Below are 16550 nucleotides of genomic sequence, written 5' to 3'. Positions count from 1 at the left end.
GGCATTCATACCCGATACTACTATGATGGAAACAGTGCGCAAATCATAGCAGAAGCTACGATTGAAAATGGAAAACCTGTTTTAAAAGCCAATTATATTCGCGGTCTGAAATTAGAGGCCATAGCCTATGCGGATCAAACAGAAGCCTATCCGGTCTATAATGGTCACGGAGATATTATTGAGATCAGGGATTCCACTGGAGCCTTGCTGAATCAATATCAATATGATATTTGGGGCAATGAAGAGGTCAAGGAAGAAAAAGTCCACAATCCATTCCGTTACTCTGGCGAACTGTTGGATGATACAACGGAATTACAATACCTGCGCGCCAGATGGTATGATCCTGATAGTGGAAGGTTTATTAATAGGATACGTATGAAGGAGAGCTTGACAATCCGCTGAGTTTGAATCTTTATACGTATGTGACGAACAATCCAGTGGTTTGTTTTTTACGAGGTATAGCATTCAAAGTACGAAAATTTAAGGATTTAAAGGGGACGTATTCTTTAGAAAGTCACTTTTATTCTCATTAGATAATGTGGAAAATCGTCTGTCAAGGCCTTGAAGCATTTACTTCATCCTTGGCAAACGATTTTCTCGCCACCCAAACGTTATTCTAGCATTGCAGGACCGCTACGCCGCGCACTATAGAATCAAGTAAGTGGCTTCATGTCACTATTGATTAACAATAGACGTCAAGTTACGTGATTAGCAACAGGAGTTCCCAGAAAGGATTTTTATACTACGTACTCAATGTGCTGGACAAAAGTTAAAACAACTTATCTTGAATAACCTCGGTATTCCTATTTTTCCTTACTAGCTCTTTTTTTACTCTTTCCACCCACGTATTAACTTGTTCTGAATTTACATTTAATTCATTACATATTTCACGATGTGATTTGTTTGATAGCATTAATTCTTTTAGACTAGGCTCAACTAAATTAAATGCATCATTGCTGTTTTTTTCTGTTTTTTTAGTTTGGTTATTATTAATATGTTCAAAATCACATTCTAAGAGTAGACCCTTAATATCGTATTTCAACTGAGTTTTCAAAGCCCTGACATAAGGGTTATTTGAGTTTGCTTCAAGTAACGCCTTATTTCCCTCCAAGGCTTTATTTGCTTCGCGAACAAATATTGGTACCCATTTTTGTTTAATATTCTCTTTAGCACCCTCCCATGTCCCCCCGGATGTTGAGGATGCCACAACTACAGTAGCTTTTGATTGGCAGTAAATATATTTATTTCTGGCCATTGCATTAAACCCTTGGAACCTAGCTCTTGGTTCTACGGAAGATAGCAAAATTAAGCGGTCCTCATCTATTTGTTTTCTGATTTCTTTTTTTCGTACCCATTTTTCTAAATCAGAATGTAGATAAGATATAGCAAAACCTCCCGATTTTATTGCTTCCTCTTGTGCAGTGATGTCAACACCCTTCGCCCCTCCTGAAACAATGGCAAACCCTTCGTTCGAAGCGTCATTTACAAAATTTCTTGTAAACTCCAAACTTTCTTCATCAGCATTCCTGGAACCAACCATACCTATTGCCTGCTTCGTTAAATTTTTAATATTCCCAGAATAAAAAAAATGGGATGGTGATTGTTCCTTTAATCGCATTCTCAAAAATCTTGGATAGTCACTATCTGCTCTAGTAACAACAGATATTCCTAGCGAATTTAGCACTTCTAATTCTTTCAAGATTAGCTCAGCTTTCTCAAGTCGTACAACGATTCTATCAGCAGTTTCTTTATCCAAAAATAGATCATTCATCATTGCTAAACTTGTTTTATTAAATAACTCAGCAGGGCTTTTATATGTTGAATCTTTTATTTGACGAGCTAATTTATTCCATTGAAGAAGAGTAAAAGCTTTAACTTCATTTTGCTTTATCAAATTTGACGTTAATAACAATGTAGCCAAAGCATCATTAGTAAGTGTTCGCACTACTTTTCACCTCAATCAACCCATAATTTATATTTAATTCTTATTGTCACTGTCTCTTTGGGATTTAACGGCTACTAAACCCATAACATTACGACATCCTTGTTGTTTTAAAAATTCAGCGAAAGTCCAGATTGACGCACCCGATTGGTAAAGATCATCAACAATAATTACATCTTTATCTTCAACAGTTTGGGACAAATTAATGTTATCATTATTAGCGTAGATACCCTTCCATAAACTTATTTTATCACTTACTGATAATGTTTTAGTTTTTGGTTTTTCTTTTGTTAAAGTTCCTGTTAAGAATAAACCGCCGATCTGGGACTGAATAAATCTAGCCATAGCCCATGAGAGTTTATTTTGCTCTTCTTCAATAGAAGGGATAGTAGTAATTAGCAAATTCTCTTTATCAATAATCGGTAGGTATTTAGAGCATTTCATAACAGCACTCGTTAATGTTACTGCATAAATTTTTGCTGTTTCGTCATCTATTTTACCTTTAGGATATTGATACTTGATTTGATACTCTGCCTCTCCTACTTCAGTGCGTTCCTTTGTATCAAACGAAATGTTCCAATCAGCTGCCACACAGTAATCTAGTTCATCTATAAAATCATCTTTTAAATTTTTATTTAAACTTAACCATAAATGTGAGTTGACTTCATGTAGCCACTCAACAAATTGATTCAGCACATTTGAGTCTAAATTCTCTTTAGGTATCCAAAGTGAGTAGTTTCCTTTAGATGTTACATTCCATTTTTTGGGACTCAAGGATACAAAAGCATTTTGTTTACAGCTAATAAACGATGCCCATTTCTTAGAATAAGTAACTATAGTGATACCACCATTTTCATTTTCAAATACGCTTACCTTAAATTCACTTCTACTACGAGTAATAGTTTCATTAATCATATTAAGAATCCCCTTTTTAATAGAGCTATGATCTCTAGGAAATTAGCCAAAACCAGTAAAAAAACTTTTAGATGGTTAAGCAAATATGTAAAGCGTTTAGAATTTTGGCATCGAAAAACCTCTTTTCAAGACACATGACATGTTAGCTTACAAACTCAATCTGAGAATTTAGTTAATGGAAGTAATTTTATGCTTTTTAGTAATTAATGAGTATACAGGTATCATGGACAATTTTTAGAATAAAAATTGTCCATGATACCTAATAGATGGAGAGATCTCTGAATTATAGCCATTCTTTGCACCTTCGATATTGATTATATCGAAATTTATCCAAATATAGAAACAAAAAAAGGGGATTTCCCTCATTTATTTTGCTAATAGACCACATCGTTATTAATTTCCATGTCTAACTAACAGTAAGCAGTACCTCACATGCTTCATCACGGAGATGGAATATGCGGATGAATTAGTGTATTCATCTAAAAATAGAATTTGGGTATCCCAATTCAGTGCTTGCTACAACACGAGACAGTAGCTCGTGTTGAAACTGCCTAATAGCCGAAGAAAATAGGGCAATTCAAAAGAAAATAAAAGTAAGTAAATTACAGGGCGATGATTCTTCTTAAATTTATGATCAAATGGGGTACTGATTTTTTTTGTATCGTATTTTTAAAATTCATTTTCAATCAAGAGCAAATTCTGAACACCATCTTACTAATTCATCAGTTGGTGTGAGAGGATCGCCTTTTCGGGTAGTCCTACCTTGCTCAGAAATCAAATGCAAATTTTCCTTTGCTCGAGAACATATAACATACAGCAGTTTCGATGTTTCAACAGCTCTTTTATTAACGTCACCATATACTAAATCCCAATAGGGTATATATCCATTTAGCAATCCAAATGCAATGACTGTTGTAAACTCTTCTCCTTTTACTCCATGATATGAGTTAATCACGACTCCCTTTTTCTTTTGAAAATATTTTTTAAAAGAATTCATATCAATTGATAAATTATAATTATCAATTCTATCATTAACCTTATCTAAAAAGTCAGTATATGTTTTTTTCAGATACGTTTCTTGCTCAATATCAATCTTACACAGTGATACTAGTGATTTAACCGTATTAGTAAATGTCTCTATTCCGTTTTTTTCGCATATTCTTGCCCCATTAATAGATTTCAAAACAGAATAACAATCTACGTAGTCAGGAAGGGCTAATTTATAATCATTCGATAAAATAGAGATAATTTCGTTTGCAATCCTTTTTCGGAAATCACTATTTCTGCCTGGCTTGGTAAACTTAATTTGTGAGATTAAGTAAAAAACATTCATGGGATCATATTTGATAGGTGTCATATCCGGCGCATCAAAACTGACATCTGGTAATAACTCCCGCAATTTTTTGCTAATGGGATAAAGTAACCACCATTGTGGTGCAATTACACATATTTCATTTTCAAGAACTCCAGACTCTAATTGATTATGGATAATTGCAGCAATTTATTGGAGATATCATTTTTATTCGTGAGCCTATCATATGTTATTATGCCCTTCGTATCCCTAAGTTCTGATTCTGAAGAAATAACTGAAGAAGCGATTTGGAAATTTGAATAGAAATTAATAACTCTTTGGGTCGAACGATAGCATCCGTCTAGATGATTTACCTCGAAGTTGGTTCCAAATAAACTGTCCAATTCGGCTTTGTTTTTGGCTCTCCCCCCAATACCACCATATATAGCTTGATTTATATCACCAATGAAAAAGTAACGTATTGCATTATTTTCACGAAATATACTGCCTAATATATGATATTGCAGTTCATGGGTATCCTGGTACTCGTCAACTTGTACGCTCCGCAATAGATTGGATAGATTTTTACGAATAAAACTATTCTGACTCAACAAATCATGTGACAATTGTAATATCATGTTAAAATCAATTTCTTTGTTTTCTTCCAGTCTTTTGTTATATTCTTTAACAACTGCAGGATATGCAAACGGATTCTGACCAAAACTAAGACGGATTTGTAATTGGTTGCAGATTTCGCTGGTATATCTATTTTGTACAAACTCATCAATGATTCGATATCCGCGGCTAATTCGCTTTGAATACATTGAGTAGGGTCTAATAATAAATTCTAAGCAGAACTGATGTATGGTTCCTGCCCATACATTCCGTAAATCAATATTAAAGTTTAAAAGTCTACTCTTTATTTCTTCTGATGCACGATTAGTATATGTAATTGCCAAATTCAATTTATTAGAAGTTGAATAAATAGTTGCTAGATACGCTAGCCGATATGTGAGGGTTCTAGTCTTACCACTACCTGGGCAAGCTGTTAGTATTAAGTTTTTATCACATGTACAAATTTGCTTCTGTTTGGGGTTCAAGTCATTTAAGAACCATAAGTGCCTGTTGTCCATTTGTTATCACCACAAGAAAACTTCATCAATTTTTTGTATAAATATTGCAGGTTGATCTTTTGGGAATGTATTGCAATATTTCTCGATGACATTTTCTTTATCCTTTAAATTTTGAATGCAAGTTATATCAGAGAGAATATCCTGTGCTGCTAAATTGCTATCTGGATAAAAGGTCAGAGAATACCTTACCATTTTTAATTTTATGTCTATCGTAACTACCTCTTGACACGCATATGCAATTGCATCTTGAATGTACTCGGGAATCTCTACAGATTCATCTACCGTATTTGCTAGTAGCGTGGCATACCATCCCTTGCCAATAGAATTTGCTAAAGTTAAAACACTATTAGCACAGTCCTTTCCACCAGTTTTTAGTGCCTCTTTATGTCGATTAATAGTCGTTTCTTGAGTATAAAGGGATTGAATTATGTCTTTCACAAAATATTTATTATTTGTATACTTTGCAAATTCAATTTCAAAGGTATTAGTAGCATAAAAGGTGGATACCCACGGATTTGTGGAAAATAAACCATCAAGCTTTGTTTTCCTGGTTTCTCCTTTTTTTTGGGCATTTTCACTGTAATGTGAGCTATCTTCAGCAACCGCCTGAATATCTCTATCCGTAATAATGGAGCAATACCGTTGAATTCTCACATTATCAAATAAAGATGCAATGTACTCAAATGCTGTACCTCCTACATTAATTAACCCAATTCCAAGTTCATCTAGGGAAACGCCTAATCCCTTCTTGACCAAGGTGGGTATTAAAATTTCTTCACCATCACCTTCGACAAGTAGAACTCCTTTTGAGAATAAGAGTACCGAACGTTTGGCATCTAAGTACCTCTCAATACATTCAGATAATTTCAAGTTTTTCAAACGTAACTTATTTTCTCCAAAGTCATCAAGTTTCTCAATGGGTTGCATTACATGAGACACGACTCCCTTAGTTTTAATTAAGTTAATTTTACTGATTTCAGATGCTTCCGAAAGATGGGCTGAATGAGTGGTCATAATCACTTGAGTATAATCTTTAGTTAACTTCAAGTTGTCGAAAAGAGTTTTTTGTATATGAGTGTGAATATGCGCCTCGGGCTCCTCAATAATCATGATGTTAATAAGCTCACGTGTACGGTTGAATTTAAACTCAACTAGTTTTAAAGCCATATAAATCATATTGAGATGGCCAAGTCCCAACAATTCCATATCGTTTTGGTTAGAAGGTTTTATGGATAAATATCTTGATAAAGCATTTATTTCATCATTTAATTGCGACTCTAATGCGATTTCAGGGGAGTATACCATCCCAATCATATCCATAAGTTTGGAGTTAATTTGAGTGCCTATTTGACCAATTTCCTTTACCTCTGAAATTGATAGGTTTAATTGATTAATATTATCTTTTATTCTCTCAATGTCAGTTGGATCGATTTGAGCTTCAATAGCCTCTACTATTCTTCTGATAGGATTCCTTGGTTTTCGCATTTCATTTGCTACATCCCGCAAAGCATCTACAAACATAACGGTAATATGATTCTGAACATCAGTAATGTTTAACTTGCTTCCCAAAATAGCCGTGTCATCATCATCGGGATTACTATAAGTTCCTGTCTCAAAATCACCTACTATTGTCTTGTATACCGTAGGGTCTGTAAAATCCGTTTGGGAACGCGAGGTGTAATAAAATTCGTAGTCCGATAGCTTAACTTCTTTAAGCAAATCTTCAAATTCTTCCTTTGTTTGTGCTTCATACAATTTCTTGCGTACAGACTTTAGCGGACGGATAAAAAGTGTAACTGTTCCAATATCACCAGTACCGCTATTAATATATGAGTTGAGGAAAATTTGATTTTCATCTTCAGGTACAATTTCAGAGCAAACCTCTGTCTGCTTATCAACGGATGATATATCTACGAAAACCACAGAAATTATGATCCAGTGTCCTCGCCATTCTCCGAGATCATAGGCAAAGTCGCTTTCTTTCATTCGTTTACTATTGTAGTAATACGAATCGTCTAATAGTAGTCGTAATGCAGTTACCGCATTCGATTTTCCTGAATCATTTTCTCCAATAATTGTATTTGCCCCTTGAGAAAAATTAAACCTAGCATTTTTTAAGTTTTTATAATTAACTATTTGCAGGTACTTTAAATACACATTAAAGCCTCCCTTTCGCTATTATCTGTCCCAATGGTTCATATAATTTAATGATTCGACAATCGCAGGAATAAACCTCCTAAAAAAATCCATGTCAATCCATTATGGTTGAACTTATAAAAAGGCAGAGTGATAATAAAGGATTATATTGACTTTTTGTCCTGACAATAATATATTATTGTCAGGACAAAAAGCGAGGTGAAGAGATGTCCTCTAAAAAGATGGGGCGTCCTCCATCTGACAAGCCCAAAAGCAAAACAATTGAGATTCGTGTCGATGAGGAAACAATGAGCAAACTTGATGCCTCCGCTGAAAAGCTGAATACGTCACGTTCTGCAATTGTGCGCAAAGGGATTGAAAAGGTGTATGACGAGCTCCAAAAATAAAGAAGGAAGCAGCGTGAGTCCGACGAAGAACATCGCTACTTCCTATCCCGCAACCGCTTGAATAAGCAGACTGCATAAATATCCTACCATGTGCAGGAATCTCATTCAAGCGATGCGATGATAATAAATGGGAGGATGAACATGAAAACCATTTTGGAAGCCCTGTATCGCGGACAAATTAAACCCGACGAGATCATTGTTCCGTCTCAGCCGGAATACCGCTCTGTAAGCCGACAAGTGTCAGCGCAGACGGTGCAGTGGCGTGAACGATTAGGTGAGGAAGTATTTCGTGAACTTGAGGAATATTTTGACCTGTGCGATAGCGCAAGTAGTATGCATGTGGAAGCTGCCTTTCTTCACGGTTTCAGGCTTGGAGCGAACCTGCTTATTGAGGTCATGAGCAATCGGGAGGAGTTGATTCCAGATGCAAATTCGAGCATGCCATTATGATGATAATACCGACATACTAACCGTTATTGGTGCGGAGGGGATTATTTACCACTATCCCTGCTATGAAATTGAAAATTCAATAGAAATGCTTCCAGAGGCGCGTTCCTATTTAAGATGGATGAAGGAAAAGGAACCCTATACATTCGCTGAGCTTGTCATTCAAGGCGATTTGAAGCAATTTGCTAAGGGGTACAGTCGAGAGTATTTAAAGCAACAAAATGACTTGGAGGATCAGCTTACGATTCATTTCCAAGACAAAACCTATGCGCAAGCGATTGCCAGAGAAATGATGATGTACAGAGATTAAGTGAGATGTTGACTATGTGTTGAATAAGAGAAGCGAATGTAGCAGTAAACTTCAGTCCATTTAATTTCAAATGGGTACTGTTGAAGGCGAAATGCTGCTTGTTCGCTTCTCTTTTTTTCTCGGCTGGTAAATGTCAAAAACGACATGAGACGACTGTCTCGTGTTGTAGCAAGCACTGAATTTGGTCTCCCAAATTCGCTTGTCAGGGGTGTGCCCCTGATACCCCCACCATTTCCACAGTATTTTTCTATATGCTACATGTCCATTTTTAACCACTCTAAAAAAGCTTCAACAGTGATCTCTCCACGCAGACAAGCATCCCGATTGAGCTTCGCAAGCTCAGCCCACTGATAAAAAATATCTTCTGTAGTTTTTCCATATCGAATCCAGGCAAAGCGTCGTTTATATTCCCTTGTATATGCTTTGAGCGCTGGCGAATCAGCCTTTTTTCGTTCCCACTGGTTCAGTGCGCCGATTTCCTTGCAGGTTTTTGTAGGGATGGCGAATGGACGCTCACAATATTCCGCATTTTTGTTTCGGCTCAGTACAAAGTAGCGACCACAATTTTTACATATTCGAAAAGGCAGCTCACGGCGAAGACATTCACGCACGAAAAAGTCAGGCATATCCAACAGGCTCCGAACCTTCAGCACCTCTGTAAATGTCCCTTCCTCCATTAGGGCATAGCGAAGTTGTAATGATCCAAAGGCAAAGCGTGGGGAACTGTTGCTACTAGCTGTATAGAACCTGCTTAGCTTCCCTTGAATCGGCTCATCAGCTACATCTACATCCAGTACATCATTCCAAAGTACTCGGAGTTGCTTCTGTGTTTTTTCAAGTGTTTTAGGTAGTTGTATCAGTTCGTCAGAAGCAAGCATATTTTCCATATTAACATACGCTTGTTGCCGCGCTTGCTTTAGGCGTTCTGTCCATTCTAAGCGTAAATAAGCAAAATACGGATGGTAGCTGTTCAGCAAAGCCAGCCCTTCCATGATCGGCTTTTCCAGCCGTTTTATTTTCTCCGTTGCCAGTTGCTGTAGATCAGTTTGCAGGCGCTCTGTAATGTCGTAGATCGGCTTAACGTCAAGTTCCATCCACTCCAGAACGCTTTGAGACAATGGATAGTGCGTATGCTTAATATGACCAGCAGGGCCGTGGAGGAAATGCTCCTGACCATCGGCAATATAGATTTCAAAGGTATAACTCATGTCGCACCTCTTTTTAGACAATCAAATAATATTTAAAGTGATTATATGTTTACGTTGACAAGAGGTCAAGTGAAGTGTAGCATGATAATTAAATAGACAATAATTATATAATTAATTTAATTGTCTATTTAATGTTTCAGAAAGGAGAAGCGAAGTAGTAGCTTGTTCTTTGGATAACTGAATAGCGTAGCGAGGAGGGCATGCATGATTGATGAGCAAAAGCGGCTGTCGCTGTTTTCACCGTCTGTTCCTACTGGAGTAACCCAAAGGGAAATAAGTTTTCGCAATCATTCCGTAGAAGACTTGCAGCAACGCAAGGTACAGCTTGGGAAAACGATATACATCGTGCAAAGCTGCTACATCGGCAAGGACACGCTCAGGGACAAAATCAGGCGGCTTGTTCTGCGAAAATGGGAAGACGAGCAGCATTAGGACACATGGACTTACTTTTTGGGAATCCACAAGATTCCCTGATTTTTCAGTGGAGCTGTCCATTATTTTGAAGGAGCAACGTTTGAAGTTCCTCGCTACGCTATTTGTGGAAAGAACAGGAATTTGGCTTGGAAATCCATTATACTGAAATCAGCCGATTTGTTGCTGGGAAAGGATGGAGGATGAAGAAACAGCAGCGAACAAGAACAGCCATTTATTGTCGTCTCAGTTGGGACGATGAGCAGAGTGGTGAAAGTATGAGCATTGAAAATCAAAAGATTTTGCTCCAGCGTTTTGCCAAAGAGCATCGCTTTGAAGTAGCGGATATTTATGTGGATGATGGCTGGAGTGGCACGAACTTCGACCGCCCTGATTTCCAGCGTATGAAGCAGGATATTGAGAGCGGCAACATTGACATTGTACTGGTGAAGGACTTGAGCCGCTTAGGGCGTAACCAGATTGAAACCAGCTTGTGCATTCAGGTGTTTTTCCCTGAATATCAGGTACGCTTTATCGCTGTCAGTGAAAATATTGACACTGCCAAAGGTGAAGACGACTTCATGGAGCTGCGCAACCTGTTCAATGAATGGTTTGTCCGCGATACGAGTCGAAAGGTCAAGAGCGGCTATCGACAGCGGGCTTTAAACGGGACTATACAGGCGCTTTTGCTCCTTATGGCTATCGGAAGGACGAACAGAACAAGCATAAGCTGGTTCCAGATGAAAATACCGGGGTAGTTGTGCAACGTATTTTTCGATTAGCAGTCGAAGGTCACAGTCCTTACAAAATCGGCAGGCTGTTAAAAGCAGACTGCATTTTAACCCCACGTGCTTACCTAGCCGAACAGCATCAGCGTTACTTGAAGGTCGTCAACACCAAGTATCCGTATGATTGGGGCGCAACAACCGTCAAGGTCATTCTCCAGAACAAGGTGCATCTGGGACATATGGTGAGCCATAAGACGACGAAGCCTTCTTTTAAGCGAAAAGAAACCGTCACGGTACCAGAAGAGGAATGGATTGAGGTTCTGCATACGCATGAGCCGCTCATTGACGAAGAAACCTTTGCTTTAGCGCAGAAGGTCATTCGCGTAAAGAAGCGCCCAACGAAGGAGGGCAAGCACCAAATTTTTGCGGGTTTGCTGAAATGCTCGACTTGTGGACAAGGGCTATCCTTTGCTCGTGGTGGCAGTAGTAAAACGGCTGGTGGTAAAGGTGGACGCGGCAGCTTCGCATGCAACCAGTCCAGAACGCGCGGCAAAGCCTATTGCAGCTTTCATTACATTAGCTACATGGATATTTACGAGATTGTTTTGGCAGATATTCAGCGGCATGCCTGGATTGCCAGGGAGCAGGAAAGCACCTTTGTGGAGATGGTGGCGACCATGAGTCAGAGCCAGCAGAAGAAGCAGTGGGGAACAGCAATTAAAGAGCGGGATAAGCTGGTTAGGCGGGGAAGTGAGCTGCAAACGATTCAACGGAAGCTGTATGAAGACAATGCTTTAGGAAAAATCACAGACGAGCAATATGTGGCGTTGTCACGAGATTTTACAGTAGAACAAGCGCAATTGAAGGAGAGGCTCAAGCTGCTGGAGGAACAGCTTCAACAAGCCGAGAGCAAGCGAGAAAATACGACTCGATTTTTGGAACTGGTACGAGAGTATACGGATATGAAGGAATTAACGAAACCAATATTGAATGAACTGATTGATAAGGTTGTTGTATATGATGCTGAGAAGGTGGATGGCAAGCGTATACAGCGCATTGATATTTACTACCGATTCGTCGGTCTAATTTCGTAAACAACAGAGGTTCTTACCTCGTTAAAAATAGATTACTCCGCTGAAGTATGTTGACCCGAGCGGAAACTTCTCTTTTGAAACCACTGATTATCAAGAACTTAGAATATTACTAAATGAAGCCAGGTTCAAAGCGAGTTATTCCAAAAAGAATCAGTATTATCAGGTATACAAGGACTTCATACGGAAACGATACGATTTTGAATCTATCTTTGGAGGTGCAAACCAGTACAATTACTTATATGACTTGGTAACGGGAACGAGTGCCTATAAGAATAGTGCTGGCAAGTCTGATTGGGCTAGAGAACAGCTGTTAAGTGCATATCAGGATTGGACAGATGCGGAAGTTCTTGAGATAGCTGCTAGTGGAATGATTGGTGGAGAATCTGAAAGATCTGCTGGTAGAGGGAGGTATAGTAGTAAAGGAATATCATCAAGCGACGTTTTTGAACTAAGAAGGGGAAGTGGAGAGCCATATCAGAATCATAAAATTGTAACCGGAAGGAATTTAAACCCAAAGGGTGAACCAAATACCTCAGTAGATTTATATAATAAGGATGGTGTTCTAACACAAAGAAGATATTATGGGTCTGATGGAAGAGCACAATTAGATATTGATTATGACCATTCAAACGCAGATGGAACTCATACTTTCCCACATAGACATGAGTGGGATTGGACTCAGAAAAAACCTAGGCAATAGTAATAATTACGAGTTGGAGGTTAAGTAAGTGTCAAATATTCACGATAGTGAAATAATTTCTTATGAAGTTGATTTGAAAAATCAAAAGATTATTATTAGTACTATTCAATATCCAGATTCATCAATTACTGAACTAGTCTTTAGTGATGTATTAGCTCACTTATTTGAAACACATTTAGAAGGTAGCATAATTTTAGATGTCGATAAATATGAGTTGAGCCAATTTATCAATGATAACCGTGAATTATTGGAGAAACAAAAAAATTCTTGTTGGCCAATTGATTATTATAACATCGAGGAACTAACAGAAAAGCTAAGAAGAGAACAATACGTATATTTTGTGGTATCTTCTTCATATGGTTTGAATGGGTGGATACTAGCTAAAAAATATGAAGTACTCAAAAATGTATAGCTTTTACTTATTTACTATGGCCTTGAGGACTGAATTCCTCAGGGTCTTTTTTTACCCCCACCCAGTGCCGAATAAATTGGGCGGCACGTTTAGAAATTGCAGCAGCAATACGACTATTACGGCAATTTGTGTGCAGTAAAGGTGGTCCCTTTGGTATGGCTGCTGGTATTGTTTTAGGTGGGTTATTGAGTGCTTCCCCATTTGGTGAGAGCCAAGAGATATTGATCGTAGTAAAGCCCAGTACTTAGGATTAACTTATTTAAGTAAGGAAAGCATAGAAAAAACAAAGATAACGATCATATTATTTACAGGGCTATTAACGGTAAGGATTTACAAAGACTGGTTAACAGACAAGATCTAGAAGCCAAAAATCCGTATGGGTTATGGACTCTTACTGCACATGATTATAGTAAAGCTGCAGCCTATGCGATGCTCGACAAAGAAATTTCAGTATTTCAGTATATTAATCGAAATGCTATTATTGGTTGGATTCCACGTTGACTAAAATTGTTAAAAGATAGGAGATATAGTTCTTTGAACAACTTGGACGCTATACAATATAATCGTGAAAACCTAAAAGAGTTGCTTACATTACTCAGTGAGGGAAAGAATGAATTCCCTAATCCTGATTTTGCCAAATGGTGTTGGACATACTGGTCAAAATGGAGAGAAGGGCTTGACAATTTATTTGAAACAACAGATGAAACAACAATAAATATAATTAACGATGTGTATACATGTTACTTGGCTGATCAGGCAACAGAATTCATGCAAGAAAAAATCATTAGTTGGTTGAATATGTTAAAATAGAGTTTAATTCCTACCACATGCGAGTGTAACAACTCCATGTGGTAATTCTTTTCTGATGGAGCAATACCCAGTACTACTAAAGCTATCATTCTATCATTCAACCAGCAGCATACATCACCTATGTAATGCATCTACAAATTTTTTAATTTACTTTATACGTATTGGATCGGATTAGATATATAGCCTAAACGGGTTTATTCTTCGTATTCTGACAATAAAATTGAGCTTGGCGGGACATAGAGAGTTGATGAAGAAAAGAAAGGCGACAACGAAGCAAGAAGTATAAAACTGCAAGACATACATAGAAAGACCGAAAGAGTATACCGATCTTCTAAGCATACTCTTTTTTATATTGTGTAGTTTCTCACTAAAAGCGAAGCCTAAAGCTGGCGGGGCAGAGCATCAGAGGCATTCTGTATTAACATGGAGACAACTAGATTTGGTAAATAGCCTTGTGAGGGGAGTATCCTTCCAAGGTTTTTTCTAAGTCTGTAAAATAGTTTCTGTAAATTTTCAAACGTAATCGATTAGAATAAAAGAAAGACGGGTTGAGAGTATGACGTACATGGTACGGTTTAGTAAAGAACAAGTGAAGGCATTCGTCAGAGAAAAGACGGCTCTGAAGCAGGAGGGGTATAAATGAAAGTGAAAAAAACATTGTTATTACTAAGCATTCCGTTGTTGTTGGCATTTGCAATCATAGTGTTCATTGCTTTACCTTGGCTTCTAATATTCATAGGAATTCAATTAGAGCCAAATCCTCCTCAGCCTGAAATCACATATGGGAAATTTCCCTTTCGTCTGGAATATGAAATTAACGGGCAACGAAAGGTTATTCAAGATACGTTAATATGCGAATATGATGGCATTGGTTCAAATGAAGGTCAAGGGAAATATCGCAAGTGGAAGGAAAGATTAGCTAGCGGAAATGAAAAAATAACGTTACTAAAAGTCAATAATACAAAGGAAATATACTATAGTCCAGGAAGTGCAAATTACTACATGGGGGATTTGGGGGATTCTAGGAAGTATGAGCATTTCTTTCCTGATGCTCTGCTTATTGAAAAAAACGGCATAGGAACTAGTAATGGAATAATCCTTGCAGATGAATTACTTGATAAATACCATATTAAATTGATAAGTTGGGATTATACTCCACCAATCAAGAATAATTTTCCTGCAACTAAATAATAAGGAAAGATGAAAAATTCCGTTTTTTCGAGAAGGGGATTTATCAAACTACAAACGAGACTAATTCTCGCTTGCTCTAGCAATAACCAGTTGTAACGAGTGTACTCTATGGCACTATCAAAGCTACAAAGGGTAACTGCCCGAGCAACTTAAAACAAACTTATAAAGCACTTGAAAAACCTTTATGGTGATTTCAGGTGCTTTTTTGCACCCACGATCTACAACTGGCAGGGGAACTAGAAGGAGAGGTTTTGCAAGTTGTCACGGAGATTATTGAGCGGTTAGCCCACAACTACTACGAAAGAATGATCCTTGTATTCTATATCATTGAATTTTTTAAATAGAAAAAACTTATAATTTCAACGAGTGTATCAGTTGATGACTGATGAATACAAGTGGATTGCGAATTAAGATGGTCAATTCCAGCATCACAGCACCAGCAGAAGGGCTAAAACCAAAATCACCTCTGAATAATAAGCCTCGTTGCTGTTCTGATGTAGGGGGTTCCGGTTCTTCCAAACCATACTGTTCCATTAATCTTTCTTTCGTTTCCCGGTCTATGACAAAGTTATGCTGTGCAAAGGTATAGCATACAGGAACGCTTAACTGTATTAAAAGAAGTAAGGCTGCGAGTATGATTATTTTTTTGCTGTGCATGATTAGCTCCTGTGATCTCAGTTTTGGGCTCATATTTTTCGTATCATTCAAACTAAATGATGCCTTTACAGGTTTTTATGACCAGATTATAATGATAAATAACAGCATTGATCTACATACACTGGTTTATCGGGGTATAGCGCAGCCTGGTAGCGCGCACCCTTGGGGTGGGTGAGGTCGTGGGTTCGAATCCCGCTACTCCGATTACAATTCAAATGTCCTGCTGACGCAAATATTGCGCCTGCCGGGCATTTTTTTATGATTTGGAGTCCGTTTTTGGAATATTATAGACCTTATTGGCTTTTGTTTCTACTGGGTTTGTCGCTCGCAGTAAATTACGTGGTGGACGACTTATTGACGCGAAATAATCTGAGGCGAAGCCGCAGCATTAAGATTGATGGATTGGATACTAGCAATCTGACGCTTGTTTTTCTGCGTCGTCAGATTGGAATTGTGCAGCAGGATGTTGTATTCCTGTTCCCTGTTGCGATTCGTGTAAATATCGGGTATGGCAAGCTGGATGCGGGGCAGAATGAAATATGGGAAAAGGAATGGATACGGTGATCGGTGAATTGTATGATAAAGCGCCAGGGTGGGGGATGGGACTGACACCATATCCTACCTCAGGTGCTTTTTTCATAGGTGGAATAGCCCGATTGATCTCATTTGCGCATGGATATGTTGAGAAAAAGGAAATGCTCGCAGCTAGAAAAGTTTATACAATGGAAGAGGAATAAGAACTGTGAAATTCGACTTTT

At 38.0% G+C, this 16550-nt stretch carries 19 protein-coding genes, 1 tRNA gene and 1 pseudogene; 14 read left to right on the top strand and 7 right to left on the bottom strand.

Features of this window, described 5'->3' with window-relative positions; genetic code table 11:
• Nucleotides 1–440, top strand: a pseudogene (locus JO375_RS21230) (RHS repeat-associated core domain-containing protein); the annotation flags it as partial.
• Nucleotides 441–769: 329 nt separating this feature from the next.
• Here the strand turns inward: JO375_RS21230 and JO375_RS21225 are convergent.
• The 5 genes from JO375_RS21225 to JO375_RS21205 form a co-directional block, all read right to left on the bottom strand.
• Nucleotides 770–1945, bottom strand: coding sequence for a DNA-processing protein DprA (locus tag JO375_RS21225; RefSeq protein WP_229526324.1), 1176 nt, complete (start codon nt 1943–1945; stop codon nt 770–772).
• Between the two features lie 33 nt (nt 1946–1978).
• A complete protein-coding gene (locus JO375_RS21220) occupies nt 1979–2857 on the bottom strand; it encodes a phosphoribosyltransferase (RefSeq protein ID WP_229526323.1) in 879 nt (292 codons plus the stop codon).
• A 682-nt stretch (nt 2858–3539) separates the two neighbouring features.
• Nucleotides 3540–4256 (bottom strand): 3'-5' exonuclease, encoded by a 717-nt coding sequence (locus JO375_RS21215; protein ID WP_229526322.1) that lies wholly within the window; start codon nt 4254–4256, stop codon nt 3540–3542.
• Between the two features lie 74 nt (nt 4257–4330).
• Complete coding sequence (locus JO375_RS21210) at nt 4331–5281, bottom strand: UvrD-helicase domain-containing protein (protein WP_229526321.1); 951 nt, start codon at nt 5279–5281, stop codon at nt 4331–4333.
• A 6-nt stretch (nt 5282–5287) separates the two neighbouring features.
• On the bottom strand, nt 5288–7438 hold the full coding sequence (locus tag JO375_RS21205; protein WP_229526320.1) for an ATP-dependent nuclease: 2151 nt from the start codon (nt 7436–7438) through the stop codon (nt 5288–5290).
• Between the two features lie 206 nt (nt 7439–7644).
• Here JO375_RS21205 and JO375_RS21200 point away from each other — a divergent pair, with 206 nt between their 5' ends.
• The 3 genes from JO375_RS21200 to JO375_RS21190 all read left to right on the top strand — a co-directional run bounded on the left by JO375_RS21200 (nt 7645) and on the right by JO375_RS21190 (nt 8581).
• A complete protein-coding gene (locus JO375_RS21200) occupies nt 7645–7824 on the top strand; it encodes a ribbon-helix-helix protein, CopG family (protein WP_020432359.1) in 180 nt (59 codons plus the stop codon).
• Nucleotides 7825–7965: 141 nt separating this feature from the next.
• A complete protein-coding gene (locus tag JO375_RS21195; protein WP_229526319.1) occupies nt 7966–8274 on the top strand; it encodes a DUF6809 family protein in 309 nt (102 codons plus the stop codon).
• Complete coding sequence (locus JO375_RS21190; RefSeq protein ID WP_229526318.1) at nt 8249–8581, top strand: DUF6061 family protein; 333 nt, start codon at nt 8249–8251, stop codon at nt 8579–8581. Before JO375_RS21195 ends, JO375_RS21190 begins: the two co-directional genes overlap by 26 nt.
• Nucleotides 8582–8835: 254 nt before the next feature.
• Here the strand turns inward: JO375_RS21190 and JO375_RS21185 are convergent, their stop codons facing one another.
• Nucleotides 8836–9789, bottom strand: a complete 954-nt coding sequence (locus JO375_RS21185; RefSeq protein WP_229526317.1) for a DUF6076 domain-containing protein — start codon at nt 9787–9789, stop codon at nt 8836–8838.
• A gap of 204 nt (nt 9790–9993) precedes the next feature.
• Here JO375_RS21185 and JO375_RS21180 point away from each other — a divergent pair, with 204 nt between their 5' ends.
• The 7 genes from JO375_RS21180 to JO375_RS21150 all read left to right on the top strand — a co-directional run bounded on the left by JO375_RS21180 (nt 9994) and on the right by JO375_RS21150 (nt 15135).
• Nucleotides 9994–10221, top strand: coding sequence for a hypothetical protein (locus tag JO375_RS21180; protein WP_229526316.1), 228 nt, complete (start codon nt 9994–9996; stop codon nt 10219–10221).
• A gap of 182 nt (nt 10222–10403) precedes the next feature.
• Nucleotides 10404–10958, top strand: coding sequence for a recombinase family protein (locus JO375_RS21175; RefSeq protein ID WP_229526315.1), 555 nt, complete (start codon nt 10404–10406; stop codon nt 10956–10958).
• A 2-nt stretch (nt 10959–10960) separates the two neighbouring features.
• Entirely contained in the window at nt 10961–12022 is a 1062-nt protein-coding gene (locus tag JO375_RS21170) for a DUF4368 domain-containing protein (protein ID WP_229526894.1), read from the top strand.
• 244 nt (nt 12023–12266) lie between these two features.
• A complete protein-coding gene (locus JO375_RS21165; protein ID WP_229526314.1) occupies nt 12267–12722 on the top strand; it encodes a hypothetical protein in 456 nt (151 codons plus the stop codon).
• 28 nt (nt 12723–12750) lie between these two features.
• Complete coding sequence (locus JO375_RS21160) at nt 12751–13134, top strand: hypothetical protein (protein ID WP_229526313.1); 384 nt, start codon at nt 12751–12753, stop codon at nt 13132–13134.
• A 534-nt stretch (nt 13135–13668) separates the two neighbouring features.
• Complete coding sequence (locus JO375_RS21155) at nt 13669–13944, top strand: hypothetical protein (protein ID WP_229526312.1); 276 nt, start codon at nt 13669–13671, stop codon at nt 13942–13944.
• A 639-nt stretch (nt 13945–14583) separates the two neighbouring features.
• Nucleotides 14584–15135, top strand: coding sequence for a hypothetical protein (locus JO375_RS21150; RefSeq protein WP_229526311.1), 552 nt, complete (start codon nt 14584–14586; stop codon nt 15133–15135).
• 351 nt (nt 15136–15486) lie between these two features.
• On the opposite strand, the gene JO375_RS21145 is transcribed toward JO375_RS21150, so the two are convergent.
• Complete coding sequence (locus JO375_RS21145) at nt 15487–15792, bottom strand: hypothetical protein (RefSeq protein WP_229526310.1); 306 nt, start codon at nt 15790–15792, stop codon at nt 15487–15489.
• 130 nt (nt 15793–15922) lie between these two features.
• Here JO375_RS21145 and JO375_RS21140 point away from each other — a divergent pair.
• From JO375_RS21140 to JO375_RS21130, 3 genes are all read left to right on the top strand, one after another.
• Nucleotides 15923–15996: transfer RNA gene (locus JO375_RS21140), tRNA-Pro, on the top strand.
• 72 nt (nt 15997–16068) lie between these two features.
• Nucleotides 16069–16356 carry a hypothetical protein gene (locus JO375_RS21135; protein WP_229526928.1) on the top strand — a complete coding sequence of 96 codons (288 nt, stop codon included), beginning with the start codon at nt 16069–16071 and terminating at the stop codon, nt 16354–16356.
• A complete protein-coding gene (locus JO375_RS21130; protein WP_229526309.1) occupies nt 16332–16529 on the top strand; it encodes a hypothetical protein in 198 nt (65 codons plus the stop codon). The genes JO375_RS21135 and JO375_RS21130 overlap by 25 nt, the downstream gene beginning before the upstream one ends.
• Nucleotides 16530–16550 lie beyond the last annotated feature (21 nt).

Source organism: Paenibacillus farraposensis (assembly GCF_020736845.1).
Classification (GTDB): domain Bacteria; phylum Bacillota; class Bacilli; order Paenibacillales; family Paenibacillaceae; genus Paenibacillus; species Paenibacillus farraposensis.
The sequence above is the reverse complement of the archived record's forward strand: the minus strand, read 5'-3'. Positions and strand labels throughout refer to the sequence as shown.

Coding starts and splice junctions, on each gene's coding strand:
- JO375_RS21220 (WP_229526323.1), bottom strand. CDS start 2,857: ATGATTAATGAAACTATTACTCGTAGTAGAAGTGAATTTAAGGTAAGC.
- JO375_RS21210 (WP_229526321.1), bottom strand. CDS start 5,281: ATGGACAACAGGCACTTATGGTTCTTAAATGACTTGAACCCCAAACAG.
- JO375_RS21200 (WP_020432359.1), top strand. CDS start 7,645: ATGTCCTCTAAAAAGATGGGGCGTCCTCCATCTGACAAGCCCAAAAGC.
- JO375_RS21195 (WP_229526319.1), top strand. CDS start 7,966: ATGAAAACCATTTTGGAAGCCCTGTATCGCGGACAAATTAAACCCGAC.
- JO375_RS21190 (WP_229526318.1), top strand. CDS start 8,249: ATGCAAATTCGAGCATGCCATTATGATGATAATACCGACATACTAACC.
- JO375_RS21185 (WP_229526317.1), bottom strand. CDS start 9,789: ATGAGTTATACCTTTGAAATCTATATTGCCGATGGTCAGGAGCATTTC.
- JO375_RS21180 (WP_229526316.1), top strand. CDS start 9,994: ATGATTGATGAGCAAAAGCGGCTGTCGCTGTTTTCACCGTCTGTTCCT.
- JO375_RS21175 (WP_229526315.1), top strand. CDS start 10,404: ATGAAGAAACAGCAGCGAACAAGAACAGCCATTTATTGTCGTCTCAGT.
- JO375_RS21150 (WP_229526311.1), top strand. CDS start 14,584: ATGAAAGTGAAAAAAACATTGTTATTACTAAGCATTCCGTTGTTGTTG.
- JO375_RS21145 (WP_229526310.1), bottom strand. CDS start 15,792: ATGCACAGCAAAAAAATAATCATACTCGCAGCCTTACTTCTTTTAATA.
- JO375_RS21130 (WP_229526309.1), top strand. CDS start 16,332: ATGGGAAAAGGAATGGATACGGTGATCGGTGAATTGTATGATAAAGCG.